Annotated in this window: 8 protein-coding genes; 4 read left to right on the top strand and 4 right to left on the bottom strand. The window is 59.3% G+C overall.

Features of this window, described 5'->3' with window-relative positions; genetic code table 11:
- Positions 1-798 precede the first annotated feature (798 nt).
- From MUY21_RS16175 to MUY21_RS14585, 4 genes are all read left to right on the top strand, one after another.
- Positions 799-3,435: an AAA family ATPase gene (locus tag MUY21_RS16175; protein ID WP_248411074.1), complete on the top strand. Its 2,637-nt coding sequence runs from the start codon at positions 799-801 to the stop codon at positions 3,433-3,435.
- 116 nt (positions 3,436-3,551) lie between these two features.
- The gene (locus tag MUY21_RS14595; RefSeq protein WP_248411073.1) at positions 3,552-3,746 is read left to right on the top strand and encodes a hypothetical protein; all 195 of its coding nucleotides are present in this window, start codon (positions 3,552-3,554) and stop codon (positions 3,744-3,746) included.
- Positions 3,743-5,035, top strand: coding sequence for an MBL fold metallo-hydrolase (locus MUY21_RS14590; protein WP_248411072.1), 1,293 nt, complete (start codon positions 3,743-3,745; stop codon positions 5,033-5,035). The genes MUY21_RS14595 and MUY21_RS14590 overlap by 4 nt, the downstream gene beginning before the upstream one ends.
- Positions 5,036-5,234: 199 nt before the next feature.
- On the top strand, positions 5,235-6,581 hold the full coding sequence (locus MUY21_RS14585; RefSeq protein ID WP_248411071.1) for a phospholipase D family protein: 1,347 nt from the start codon (positions 5,235-5,237) through the stop codon (positions 6,579-6,581).
- Between the two features lie 232 nt (positions 6,582-6,813).
- Here MUY21_RS14585 and MUY21_RS14580 read toward each other — a convergent pair whose 3' ends face one another.
- From MUY21_RS14580 to MUY21_RS14565, 4 genes are all read right to left on the bottom strand, one after another.
- Positions 6,814-7,788, bottom strand: a complete 975-nt coding sequence (locus tag MUY21_RS14580) for an ankyrin repeat domain-containing protein (RefSeq protein WP_248411070.1) — start codon at positions 7,786-7,788, stop codon at positions 6,814-6,816.
- A 429-nt stretch (positions 7,789-8,217) separates the two neighbouring features.
- Positions 8,218-8,946 carry a DUF736 family protein gene (locus MUY21_RS14575; protein ID WP_248411069.1) on the bottom strand — a complete coding sequence of 243 codons (729 nt, stop codon included), beginning with the start codon at positions 8,944-8,946 and terminating at the stop codon, positions 8,218-8,220.
- Between the two features lie 125 nt (positions 8,947-9,071).
- A complete protein-coding gene (locus MUY21_RS14570) occupies positions 9,072-9,374 on the bottom strand; it encodes a hypothetical protein (RefSeq protein ID WP_248411068.1) in 303 nt (100 codons plus the stop codon).
- Positions 9,375-9,390: 16 nt separating this feature from the next.
- Positions 9,391-13,665, bottom strand: a complete 4,275-nt coding sequence (locus tag MUY21_RS14565) for a strawberry notch family protein (protein ID WP_248411067.1) — start codon at positions 13,663-13,665, stop codon at positions 9,391-9,393.
- Positions 13,666-13,748 lie beyond the last annotated feature (83 nt).

Here is a 13,748-nt window from a genome sequence, read left to right as displayed (position 1 = left end):
TTCGACCACCACGTGAGTGTGGGGGCATGGCCGAATGCCTGGTTTCCGAATCTGCCCGGGTCAGGGACGGCGCAGCCGCCGGCTTGCCGGGCGCAAAAGTTTTCTGCGCGCGGCACCCGACACATGCGCGTGCTCACGCACGGGGCCGCCCCGCGCCACGGGCCCCGCCCTCGCCGAAAAGTTTTGCGATCCTTGACGCGGGCTGATTTGGGGGCCATCCGGAGGATATGCTTCCGCGCTCATGTGTGTGTGTTTTGAGGGTAGGTTTGCCCGACCCGAGCAGGCAAACGGACCGGCCGGACGCGGGAGACGGATGAAGTGGCGGGATCGTTTTGCCCCGCAAAACAGACCAGAGCGCAATCCGGCGGAGCGGCTGGGGAGGGACGTGCTCGCGAGGCGGGCAAACCGGGATGCCAGGTGCTGCGCCGCGGTGAGGCCGCATGGCCGAATGCGCGACGGACCGAAGGGCCGTTCTCCCCTGCGACACGCGAAGCCGAGCTGGGGAGGCCGCAAGGCATAGCCCAAGGTTGATGTGCTGGCGACGCCGCTGCCGACTATACGGATTACTTGTCCAGGCATTCGACGTGATGGGCGGAAAGCAGTATTTCGCTGCTCTCGCAAGCTATAGAGCTGCCACCAGCGTAAGCTGACATTGGCGTCGCGCATGCATCCACACACAAGGGCTTTTTGCGCCTTTACCAATTCCAAAAGCTAACAAAGGAATAAGCTTCCTTTATTGATCCGGCACTTGTAGCTTTCTGATTTTGAAAACCAAATTTTGCGGGAGAGAGAAATACGGTGAAGTCTGAAAGCGCAAGTATAGAAAAAGGCGACGATACTGCCCCTAAACGTATCTTGGCTTGGTCAGAGAGCCGTCCGCTATGGCAACGCGATGCACTGCGCCGCATTGTCCTGAAAGGTTATCCGGATGAAGAGGCGCTCGAGGAGTTATTTGCGCTCTGCAAGAAAGAGCATGGCGATCAGACGGTAATGCTAGAGGCCAAGCCACTTTCGAAGGACCATCTGCCGGTTGATCCTGGTGTCGGCGAGTCAATCTCCCTGTCCGGCATTGCAAATGTCTCCGGTGTCAACCAACTCGCAACCGGCCAGACGCTGAATTTTGAGGAAGCGGGCCTGACCATAGTTTACGGGCAGAACGGTACTGGAAAATCCGGCTATACGCGGATTCTCAAGAAGGCTTGCCGTTCACGACATGCCGGCGAGATCATGCCCGATGTTTACAGCTCTTCCCCAACGCGAACAGCAAAGGCCGATCTGAAAATCACCCGTACTGGCGGCGCAGCGGAAACCGTCGCGTGGGAAAATGACGGCGAAACTGCCGAGACGCTTTCCGCCATCACGGTCTTTGACCGTGATGCAGCTTCGGTACACGTTCAGAAGAAGAACGAGGTTTGGTTTCGTCCCTTCGGTCTCGATATTCCGGATGACCTCGCCGGTGTATGTCAGGACATCAAAGCCCGCCTGACGACTGAGAAAGAAACGTTGGAGCAAAAGCGCAACTCTGTTTTTGCCAACCCAATCTGGTCGAGCCGCTCGGCGCTTGGCAAGGCTCTGTCTATGCTTCGGCATGATACTGATATCGCATCCATAACATCTAGCTTTTCCTTTTCCGATGCGGATGTATCGCGTCTGGCCAAACTGCAAGCCGATCTGGCCCAGGACCCCACCGTCGCGGCGAAAGCGCAGCGCGACTATGCGATCCAGCTTGATCAACTGGAATCCTATTTGAAGCGGATTGAGCAGGCGCTGAATGTCGAGGCCATTCAGGCTCTTCATGCTACGAAGAAGAGTGCTGACGACAAGCGCGCGGCCGCCAATATGGCAGCGCATAATGCCTTTTCCGGACTATCTCTTGAGGGTGTTGGTGAAACCGTCTGGCGGACTCTCTGGGAATCCGCCAGATCATATTCGCAAGTTGCCAGGGAAGACGGGGCGGCGTTTCCGCCATCATCGGGGGATATCTGCGTTCTGTGCCATCAGGAGATTGACGAACGCACTGCCGCACGGATGCTTGGCTTCGAGGACTTCATCAAGAAGGACACGGAAACCAAAGCGGCCGAGGCCGAGCGTGTTTTAAAAGAGGCTGAGCAAAAGCTCCGCGATGTCGCCGTCCACATCAGCAAGGTCTCTGCGGCCTATCGAAGCTTGAAAGCCGGTAATTTCGTTCTCGCTAGGCAAGTGCTGAGATTTATCGCGCTCGCACGGCGCGTGCAGGTCCTGACGCTTGCGCAGCTCTCAGGCGAAGACGTTCTGAACCCGCTGGCTTTGCCTGAATCCGTCGCGGAGACCGTACACACCGAAGCCGCGCAGATACGTGTCTATGCGACATCGCTCGATGACGCATCCGGCGGTGAGGCACGGAAAGCCGTTCTCAATGAACGGGCCGATTTGCAGGATCGCAAACAAAGTCGCGAGCTGCTGGACATCGCAAAAACGGAAATCGCGCGGCTTTCAGAGTTAAAACGAATTGAAGACTGTCTGCGCGATACCGCCACCACGGCAATCACGCGGCTCGGAAACGAGATTGCCGACAATCTGATCACGCCGCGTATGCGCGACCGGTTTCAACAAGAGATTGTCGCGCTGGCCGGTAATCGCGTGCGGGTCGAAGTCGTGCGTTCGGGGGGCAAATTTGGTTCCCCGCAATACGAAGTGAAGCTCTACGCCAACCCCAAGGCCAAGGTTCATGATGTGCTGAGCGAGGGCGAGCAGACCTGTGTCGCGCTGGCCTCGTACCTTACCGAACTGGCCAACGCGTCACATACATCGGCGCTGGTGTTCGATGATCCAGTTTCTTCGCTCGATCATCGCTGGCGCTCAAAAGTCGCCAAGCGCCTGGCAGAGGAAGCCGGCGTACGACAGGTTATCGTGTTCACGCATGACATGATCTTCGTAAACGATCTTGCACAGCTGGCTTCGGAACGAAATACGCCGACAGCGCTGGCGCATCTGTCGCGCGGACAGGATGTCGTTGGCATCGTCAACAAAGATTTACCGTGGACGGCCTCCAGTATTCGAGACCGGATTGATAAACTGGAAAAAGAAGCTCGCGCTGCAAAGCGCTTGTGCGAGGAGAACGACGACGAAGGCTACAAAACGGCCGTGTCTTCGCTCTACAGTCGATTGCGGGCAACTTGGGAACGGGCGCTAGAGGACATCGTATTTGCCAATGTCGTGATGCGACACCGCGATTACATAGACACCAAGAATTTGAAGCGTGTCACAGCCCTAGAAGAGGCCGATGTCCAAACTTTCCAAAATGGATTCAAAAAGTGCTGTGACTTCGTCGATGCACATGATCCTTCCCGTGGCCATGATCCCGAGCCACCGGAGCCATCCGAAGTAATGGCCGACATCAAGTCGTTGAAGGACTGGTCTGAAGGTTTGCGCTCCAAGATGAACCGGATTTCTTGAAGCTATTACAACTATGTCATGTCGCTTTCTGAACGCCGTCCCCCTTTGCCCTTGATATCATTACATCCTATGGAATTACTCAACTGGTACCAACGGACTTGAATGAAAGTCGAACTATGGAACAGGCGACTAGGCAGTATGTCACCCTTCAGCCCCTCGGCGAACAACACCGCCTCGCGATCAAGGTCGATGCCCTGATGACCCTCTGCGACCGGTTGGAGGCCAACCTGACCGCCACTACCCGGAGCAAACTCCCCAACGCAGTCCTGCACAAGGCACTGGAGGCTTCTACAGAAGCAGTCGACGCATGACCCAAATTCGCGCGGTTCATCGGTTCTTTCCAGTCGGCCAGGGCTTGTTTGCCACTGGTTCGGTAGAGTTCTGGCCCCCTGCACGACGGCCGCGCCGAATAATAAACACTGGCAGACCGCCCAGATCGGCACCTGTCGGGCCATACCGCTGGGTCTATGACTGTGGAACCAGTTCGGGAACGCGGCTCGTCACCAATGCGATCGACGATCTGAAACGCGATTGCCAAGGAGAGAAAATCGACCTTCTCACACTGTCGCATTTCCACAATGACCACATCAACGGGGTGGTCGACCTGCTAAATGAGATCGGCGCCAAGACTGTAATGCTGCCGTGGGCACCATTGTGGCATCGCCTGCTGATCGGCTTTGAACAAGGGTTGAGGGCAGAAGACCCTGAGATGTTGTTCTATGTCGACCCGGTGCAATATCTCATCCAAGAAGCGGACGATGGTTTTGAACAGGTCCTTTTCGTTATGCCTTCTGATGATGACGGGCCACCATTCTCGACCGAAGCAACCGTAACCCCTGAACCGCCCGAAGACTTGGATGACCCTGACAAGCCGTCCGGGCTCGGCGAACCCGTTTCGTACGGAGATTTGGAAGGGGCATACGGTCACTTGGACCATCGCATTCGGATGCTTCGTTCTGGCAAGGCAATTGACATCCATGGAGTTTGGGAGTTTCTGCCCTACAACGATCCCGCTACAGAACCCGACGACCCATTCGGGTTTGCAGTAAAAGTGGAGTCGCTTCGAGCATCGCTGCTGAACGGTAACGACGACGAACGGCAAAGCGCTCTTGATGATCTGCGGACTCTCTATGAAACGACCTTTGGTCGTGGGGCGGCCATGAACAATGTAAGCCTAATGCTTTATGGCGGTGCAGTTGGCCTCTGGACAGGGCAGAGCATCTGCGATTGCGAATGCCTGTATCACCGACTTACCGGCGTTTGCGGCTGTTGGAAAAAACATGAAACGAGAGGAGCGATCCTGTTAACAGGCGATGGAAACTTTGAAAGTGCTGCAAAGTGGAGCAGCTTAGAGGGGTACCTCGATACGCGCCGCGCAAGACGGGTTAGCGTATTTCAGGTTGCACATCACGGTGCGCGGGCAAACTGGCACGATGGCCTTGCGGCACTTGTTGCGCCGAAGACAAGCGTATTCAGCTCTGATCCACGCCGTAGCTACAGCCATCCGCATGCAGAAGTGCTACGTGATTTTTGGATGTTCGGACCGATCCAAGTGGATCAACAGTCAGGATTTTCATTTCGAATTCATCTGGAGCGTTGATTTGGGGAATTTGAAATAGACTGGACACTAACGGGAGCGCAGCGACTGCCCGGAACATACGCACACCGATGTTTGAGCCGACATAATGCTGCGCTATGTATGTATGGCCGCATTGGCGGACCGCATCGCAGCATTTTGAAGGGGTGGGCAAATTCGTCTATGGGCCGGGATAACAAAAAACTTGTGATTTGAGGTCAACATGCAATTGGTAATGGGCGGAATTAACGGGAACTATCTTACCAACATCACGCTGAACGCAGCTGCTGAGACACAAGAGGTTCTGGCAGCGGTCGCGTACGCGACCGAAATGGATCTTCTATTCCACTGGTGTTGGAACAACGGCATTCCGCTCAAGTATTACGGTCGCCTCGACGAAGGCGTCGCGGTCAAACCTTCCATCTTGTCCTCGTTCCTCGCCCGCAAGTCGGCCCGTTTCCAATGCCGCCTCGTTCAGCATCACCATGCGAAGGTAATCTGGTGGCGCGAGTACGGCCTCTACATCGGCTCCGCGAACCTCTCTGCGAGTGCCTGGTACAAGAACGTCGAGGCCGGCTGCTTCTTTCCCGAGGCCGAGATCACAGATGAAATGGCAGAAGATATCCTTGAACTCTTCGCTGTACTTGATCGGAACTCGACACCGCTGACAGACGAGTTAGTCGCTGTCATGCTGAAGCGCGCAAAGCAGCTAGCCAGCTCGGAGCCGCCTTCCGACGAGTTCTGGAAAAGCCCGAGTTTCAACAAGTGGTCCGGGCTCGTGCAGACCGGGAAGAAGAAGGCCAATGACCGCCGCCGCGAGGCATTCCTCGAGGAATGGCACTCTACTCTTCAGCAGCTTCGCGATATCGGGAACTTGGTGAGCAAGCCCGAGAACAGACCCTCCTGGATCGACGCCAATGCGCCTGCAGGCGCTCAGGGCGATCAGTTCCTCCATGCACACTACTACCAGCGCACCTTCGATGGGCGCAGAGCCCTCTACGCCGACCATTTCGAACGGAACAAGCGGAACCCTGATGCCGCGCTCGCAGACGCCATCAATTGGTGGCGCAATCTGTCCAAGGCCCCGTCCGAAGAGGACGTCATGTTGAATTCCACCGCACCCATGCTGCGGGAGGCGCTCACTGCCGAGGCCGTCGACGATATGGACTATGAGGCCTTCCGCGAGATCTGCATGGGCATACATTCCATCAAGGACTATGCGCGACGCGTCGCCAACAAGGCTGTAGGTCTTCGTGAGGACGGAACGACGTACACGATACCGGAAAAGGTCGACGCGCTCTCGATGCGGATTTGGGGCGACAAGTCCGCAGGCGGCAACGACGTGAAGCAACTCTTGAAGTTCATCCTCTATGGTGGTCCGGAGGCACAGTTGCCCGAGCGTCTTTGGACCGCCTTTCATGACCCGAAATGGAAAATCGAAGGCCTCGGCGTAAGCGCATTGGGTGAACTCGTCGGGTGGGCTTTGCCGGATCGCTTCCCGCCCCGGAACGGACGAACATCGAAATCGCTAAAATCTCTTGGCTATGACGTAACCGTCCACGTTGGGTGACGTACGCTAAGGCAATAGTTCGATGCTGCTTAATCGTTTTCCAAACGACTGCTTCGACGAAGCTGCGCCGCAGCAAAGTTCTGCTGGCTCAATGTCAGGAAAGGGCCGTGAGCGCCGACGTGCCCATCTTTGGAAACCGCTCGCTCCACCGCGACGCCGCGTGACCGCATTGAGCCCATTTTGCCGGATGCTGAGGGTGGCCCGAACGGCCGATTTTATTGCTTTGCAAGCTTTATCGAAGTGTTCGGATCAAGTCGCGAGAAGCGGCGAGTTGCTTTTCTCGTTCAATCAATTTCACCATACCAACGCCCTGCGTCATGGCGTCGTGAACATGCTCGCGGGCTTGCACCAATTCTTCATCCAACCAATCGATGAAGCGCGCCTTGGTCTCATCCTCCACTGATTGCCACGAGACGTAACCAAGGATAAGCGAAAGTCTTTTGGGATTTTCCGCCGCAAATCTGAGTTCAACCTGGCCAATCCGAGCGCCCACATCGATGAAACAACGGATGTCTTCTTCGCTTCCTTCATCCAGCGCCACCGCAAGTGGCGTTACACCATGTATGTTCCGGGCCTGAAGGTCTGCGCCTGCGGCAATAAGCAACTTCAGAATCTTGAGCCGAACCGAATTTTTGCGTCTCATCCTTGCCATCGCATGCAAGACCGTGTCTCCCAGTCGCATCCGCAAATCTGTCCGCGCTCCTGCATCAAGCATCAGTTTCACGCGCTCCAGGGGCCTTGATCGCGCACTCAAGGCCCAAATCAGCGGAAACGGCGACGTGCCTGAAAACCCAGACCCGTATGTTCTGTCGAGAGAAACCGACGGAAGAATGGAGCAGAACGCGGCAAGATCTCTTGCTCTGACAAGAGCCTCAGCCGCATCCGTCAGGCCGAGATACCGCATCGCCTGCCTGCTTTTCTGGGTTTGCCGTTTCATCTCGGCCATATGCTGGGCCGCCGCAACGCGGTTTCCTTGTTCGCAGGCGCGGTCGTGGGCACGGCAAGCGTCCATAAATGCTGGAAAGACACTGATCTGTTCAGCAAATCGCTTCTGGTCCTCCGGCGTCAGGCTCTCAGTATAGTCACCCAGAGATGCGACTAGTTCATCGGTGATATCAGCATCGTCTAATTGGCTTTCGATCCCATTGAGAATCTGCTTCGCTAGCAAAACGTTTAGTTCCTGGCTTGCTTTCAGTTCGCTCGACATGATTTCGGCTCGGTCTCGGGGATACTCGGAAAGTTCGCACCAGCATATGACAATATGTGGCCTGAATGTGACCGTCGCCAGAATGCGCCTGCCCCATCCCCGCCTGTCTTCGTCGTGTTGACCGGATTGCGGGACCGAAGCGTTGAGTTGGCTTGACCCGGGCAGAGCGCCATTTGCGCCGCTGCATCCATTCCACGAAAGGGGAATTTCAGATCAACAGCTTGGATGTCCGCTTTGTCCCGCTCAGCTGACCTCGGCGCTCGGAAAATGCTGCGCGACGCGCGAACGACCGCTTTGGTGAAGCTGCGCCGCGGCGTTGTCACGCAGTCCCAAGGTCTGCTGTGGGCCGAACTACACCAATACACCGAAAGGGGAACCGTGGTCCCACGGCTCCCCTTTCGGTTCAGATTGTATTCTCTCATGCCAAGGTCAGGCAACCAGCGACAACCCCGCGCCTGTGTCCTGCGGCTGCTCGCCACTGTCGATGAACGGGATGATCGAGAAGGTCTTGCCGCCGCGCTGTTCCTCGTTCTGCACCGCATTGACGCGCAGGTCGCCATCGGGCGTGTTGATCAGCAGCGACAGGTAGTCATTGCCCGTGCGGCTGCTTTTCGCCATCCAGGCCGAGCCGACGCGGATCGGTGTGCCCCGGGGCGAGCTGACCTCGATCCGGTAATCGGGGTGGGTCTCCTCGGTCTTGTAGCTGTTTTCGATCAGCATGAAGTCGAGGTCGAACATCATGTTGGCGATGTAGCCGGTAAAGGCGTTGTCGGCGTCCATGGCGGTCAGCTCACCCGAGATCGAGCCGGATTTCATCAGGCCGTTGGAGACCAGTGGGATAATCTCGAACTCACCGCTCTTGGCCTCGCGCGCTTCCTTCGTCTGGACGGCATTGACCCGGAACGGGCCGAGGCCGACATCGATCTGCATCGAGATGTAAGGGTTGCCGCTGGTGTTGCCGGTCTCGTTCCAGGCCGTGCCGATGCGCACCTTGCGACCTGATTTGTTGATCGCGGTCACGTCGAAATCCGGGCTGCGCGCGGACATCTTCGGGCGGGTTTCAAGCTGGATGGCGATGTCAAATCGCGTCGAGTGAATCATGCCGGTGTATTCGGCGGCGGCGGTCTCGACATTGCGGGTGAGGGTTCCTGCGAACATGGGATAGTTCCTTCTTGGATTGGCCGGTGCCTGACGTTCTTGCCAGCGCATCCGGGATTGCTTTCTCGACCCCTCCTGGGATCACAAATCAGAAAGCTCGCTTTCCTTTCAGCCCCGCCCATGGTTCAGAGCTGGCGTCCGAGTGGGAATGCCCCCGCGCCTCCGGGTGCTACGCCCCTCCCCTCCACGTCTGGTCTTGATTGGCGGCCCGGATAATCCGCGTCGTCTTTCGATTGCGCGATGAAGAACTCCGCCTCTTTGCCGTTCAACCGTTGCCCTTCCCGATCGGTCAGACCGATGCAGCTGCCGTTCAGCACATAGGTGATGAGGTACTGACCGAGCCGGTCCTTTTGGACAACGTAGCCGGTATTGGCCCAATGCACGGTTTGGCCAGCATCGACCGCGGCTTTGATTTCATCGAGTGTCATGATCGTTCCCCCACACCTATTCTGCTGCCACTGAAGCTACGCCCTGCGCGGCATCTGGTCCGGTTCCGACTATCCGTGAGAGAATGCCCAATGTATCGACACCGTCCCCATGCGGGAGGAACACCCGCAGCTGGAAGGCGATGATCTCGGTGAAACACCCCATTGACTTGAGGCTTTCGATCATGCCCCTGTCGGCGCCTCCCAGTTCGAGGCGCATCTCGCCAGCGACCCGGCGACGAGTCAGGGTCAGACCCCGGCCCAGATCGACAGGCGCAGTGGTGCCGAGGGCGGCGGTCAACATCTCTTGCGGCGTTTGCGGGTTGGAGACAAGGAAGCGGGCGCGGAGCGCGGCCGCCCCTTCTTCGCTCAACGTGCGCCCGATCATCGCGGTCGCCCCGTCGGGCGTGACCCGGTAGATGCGCTCATTGGTGACCGGAATGTCCTTCCAGATCGGCAACAGCAGCCCGGTCAGCAGGTAGAGCTTGGTCGTGGTGGTTTTTGGCAGGGACGCAGCCTCGGCATCCCAAAGCCGCGCAAACTCAGGCTTGCCGATCTCTTCCCAGGCGGAGGACTTGAACCTCGCCTCTTCGAGATAGCTCGACCCGTTTGGCCTCACCGCCTTGCGCATCAGCGTCACGATATCCTCGTCATACATCTGCATGGGCCGCGCCGAGATCAGCGCCGCGCGGCCGGAGGCGCGATTCACCATTGGCAGCTTGTCGGGATTGCGCGACAGGGCGTCATCCGCCGACAGCACGTGGACCGGGTCCGTCACCTCAAGTCCGATGATCCGCGTCACCGCCCCGGATTTCGGGCAGGTCCAGAGATCTTCTGTGGAGACCTGTTCGATCTTTTCGCCACGCAGGGTTTCGACGCCGAGATCGAGCGTGCCCGCCGCGCGCGCCCGTTCAGTCTGATCGGCAATCCGGCGCATGAACTCGGCAAAGAGCGCGTTCTGCATGTGGATGGGCAGGGCCAGAACCCGGTTCAGAAACCGCTGGATCGGCGGCAACTCCTCGAGCAGCACACCGTCCTTGTCGATCAGCCGCAGGGCTGTCCAGTCGGTGAAGCTCTCGTAGCTCATCGCCTCAGCGCGCCCGGCGGCAAGATCGGCGAAATACCCACGCAGCGCCGCTCGCGCGATCGGGCTTTCGAGATTGTCCTCCTCGCGGAACATGCCCTGCGAGCCGGTCTCGCGCTGGCCCTTGGTCAAGGCCCCCAGCTGGTCGAGGCGCTTGGCGATCGTCGAGGTGAAACGCTTCTCGCCATGCACATCCGAGGTGCAGACCCGGAAGAAGGGCGCGCTGACCTGGGCAGAGCGATGCGTGCGGCCCAGCCCCTGGATGGCCGCATCTGCGCGCCAGCCAGGCTCCACTAGATAGTGCCGCCGCCGTTTCTGGTTCTTCGCCGTTTGCGCCGCATGGTAGGATCGACCGGTGCCACCTGCATCGGAGAAGATCAGGATATCTTTCTCGCCGTCCATGAAGGCTTGGGTCTCGGATGAATTGCTGCTGGCGGCGCGCTTCTCGATGAAGAGATGACCATCCTCGGCCTTCAAAGGGCGGATGGACCGACCCGTGACCTCTGCGACGGCCTCGTCGCCAAAAGCCCAGAGGATCTGATCCAGCGCCGAGGGGATCGGGGCGAGCGTCATCAACTCCATCATGGCCGCATCGCGCAGGGCGAGCGCCTCGCGCGAGACGACCAGCGCGCCATTGGCATCCCGCAATGGTTCCGCCACCATGTTGCCGTCAATCTCCACGAGCTTTTGCGCGTGGATCGGGAAGGCCTGTTCGAGGTAGCCCAGAACATAGTCGCGCGGCGTTAGCGCGCCCTCGACGAGCTCGTCTTCCGCGTCCATCGTCTCAAGCCGGCGCTTCAGCAGGCTCTCACCCGTCGAGACCACCTGGATGACGCAAGCCTTGCCCACCGCCAGATCGTCCTTGATCGCGCGGATGATGGTCGGGGCTTTCATGCCCAGCAGGAGATGGTTGAAGAAGCGCTGCTTGGTGCTTTCAAACCGGGACTTGGCCGAGGCGCGTGCGGCCGAGGCGTTGGTCTCACCCGAGGCGTCATTGACGCCGGTCGCGGTCAGTGCCGCCTCGAGATTATGGTGGATCGTGCGGAAGGCTCCCGCATAGGCGTCGTAGACCTCGATCTGGGCCGGGGTGAGCGCATGTTCCAGCACGTCATATTCCACGCCATCGAAGCTGAGGGCGCGCGCCGTGTAAAGCCCGAGCGTCTTGAGATCGCGGGCCACCACCTCCATGGCGGCAACGCCGCCGGCTTCCATCGCCGACACGAAGCTCTCGCGGCTCGGGAAGGGGTATTCGGGCCCCTGCCCCCAAAGCCCCAGCCGCGCGGCATAGGCGAGGTTGTGGACGCTCGTGGCACCCGTGGCCGAAATGTAGAAGACGCGAGCCCGGGGTGCTGCCAGTTGCAACCGCAGGCCCGCAAGGCCCTGCTGGGAGGGTTTGATCCCCCTGCCCTGCTCGGACCCGGCCGCGTTCTGCATGGCATGGGCCTCGTCAAAGGCCAGCACGCCGTCGAAGTCTTCGCCCATCCAGTCGAGGACCTGGCTGAGCCGTGTGGTGCCGCATTTGCCCGCCGATCGCAGCGTGGCGTAAGTCACGAAGAGGATACCGTCGCCCATCGGGATGGGCTGGTCGGGTTTCCATTTTGAGAGTCGCTGGATGTCGGCGGGCGAGCCGCCGAGATCGGTCCAATCGCGGATGGCGTCCTCGATGAGCGTGGCGGATTTGGAGACCCAGATCGCCTTCCTGCGGCCGGCCAGCCAGTTCACCAGGATGAGCCCCGCGCATTCGCGGCCCTTGCCGCAACCGGTGCCGTCGCCGAGGAAATACCCGAGGCGATAGGCACATGCCTCCGGATCTGCATCGGCGCGCGTCAGCTTGGTCTGGTCGTCATCGATGGAGAACCGTCCTGGCAGGTTACGCCCATGGGCATCATGTGCCATGATGATGGTCTCGAGCTGCGCCTCGGAGAGATCTCCCTCCTCGATCAACCGGGCGGGCAGGCGCAAGTCATCACTGCCCGTGTTTGAGGGCATGGGCGGGGCAACCGAGGCCATGGCGATGCTTTCGACGAGCGGCGTGGGATGTTGCTGCGCGCCTGTGATCTCGATCCGCTGCGGGCGGTAGCGCGCATAGATGTCCGAGATGGGCGTGTTGTCGCGCGGGGTCTGAAGGCTTGTGAAGGAAAGCGGGATGGCAGCATTGGCGCGGGGTTTGGAGGCGGCAAATGTGGCAACTGGGCGCTTGCGCGTGACAAGTACTGGACCGACCGAGCGCGCATGAGGGTTTGTCGCGGCCCGTTGGGCAGGGCGCGTCTCAGGCCGGTTTGCGGCCACGGTATCAACAAGAGGAAGGGCTTCATCCAAGCCCCGGACACTGGCGCGGATCATCTCGCCGCCTTCCTGCACCTTGTCGAAGACCATCAGCTGGGTTTCTACAAAGGTGCCGAGCTTGCGATAGACCTGCCCCGGCATCGTGAGCGCCAGTCGCGGCGTCAGGAGGCCGCAGGCGCGGGACCAATGCGCGGCATCGCGCTCAGACGTGAATCCCGGCGACATGATCGCCACCAGCCGCCCGCCGGGTGCCAGGCGCTTGGCAGCCGCGATGAGATGTTTGGCAGCGAGGTGTTTGTCCCGGGAGCGATCGACAGAGGAGACAAAGGGCGGATTCATCACTACGACTTCGGGCAGGACCAGTGTCTGCAGCAGATCGTCGATATGCTCCCCGTCATGGCCTGTGACCTCGCCGCCAAAAACCGCGCGCAGGAGGCTCTGGCGAAAGGGATCGATCTCGTTGAGCAGAAGTGTGGCACCAGTCCGTGCCGCGAACACAGCGAGAGCGCCGGTGCCAGCCGAGGGCTCCAGCACGGTCTCGCCCTTTTGTATTGCCGCCGCCCGCACCGTCAGGGCCGCGAATGCCAGAGGCGTAGAAAACTGCTGCAGCCGGATCTGCTGCTCTGACCGGCGGGTTTCCGTCAGGAGCCGAGAGGCAAGGAGCTTTGCGATAGCGATGTCACCCGCCGCGTTGTCCCCACGCAGCAGCACCTGGTTTGCCGCGGCCTGCATCAGGTCGTAGGCCATCCGCCAGTCCCAGGCGCCCCCGGCATCACTGCCATGAAGCGTCTCGCGCATGATGCGCGCGAGCGCTGAACTGCGCAGGGGCCGGTTGTCGACCTCCGCGCCGATCTGCGCGAGGGCAGAGGTGAGGTTAGCGTCGGAGATTGAGAGAGCCGGGTTTGCCAGTTTGGGCTTGGACATGGGGGTTTCCTTTGGATCAGGGTCTGAGTTCCAAAGGACAAAAAGCCCGCTTTCGCTTTTCAGGGTGAAGGAGGTCAGACCGC

Source organism: Aliiroseovarius sp. S2029 (genome assembly GCF_023195575.1).
GTDB classification, from domain to species: Bacteria; Pseudomonadota; Alphaproteobacteria; order Rhodobacterales; family Rhodobacteraceae; genus Aliiroseovarius; species Aliiroseovarius zhejiangensis.
The sequence above is the reverse complement of the archived record's forward strand: the minus strand, read 5'-3'. Positions and strand labels throughout refer to the sequence as shown.

Bases quoted from the DNA above. Each gene is read 5' to 3' on its own strand.
- MUY21_RS14595 (WP_248411073.1), top strand. From the start codon at position 3,552: ATGGAACAGGCGACTAGGCAGTATGTCACCCTTCAGCCCCTCGGCGAA.
- MUY21_RS14585 (WP_248411071.1), top strand. From the start codon at position 5,235: ATGCAATTGGTAATGGGCGGAATTAACGGGAACTATCTTACCAACATC.
- MUY21_RS14565 (WP_248411067.1), bottom strand. From the start codon at position 13,665: ATGTCCAAGCCCAAACTGGCAAACCCGGCTCTCTCAATCTCCGACGCT.
- MUY21_RS14570 (WP_248411068.1), bottom strand. From the start codon at position 9,374: ATGACACTCGATGAAATCAAAGCCGCGGTCGATGCTGGCCAAACCGTG.
- MUY21_RS14590 (WP_248411072.1), top strand. From the start codon at position 3,743: ATGACCCAAATTCGCGCGGTTCATCGGTTCTTTCCAGTCGGCCAGGGC.
- MUY21_RS14580 (WP_248411070.1), bottom strand. From the start codon at position 7,788: ATGTCGAGCGAACTGAAAGCAAGCCAGGAACTAAACGTTTTGCTAGCG.
- MUY21_RS14575 (WP_248411069.1), bottom strand. From the start codon at position 8,946: ATGTTCGCAGGAACCCTCACCCGCAATGTCGAGACCGCCGCCGCCGAA.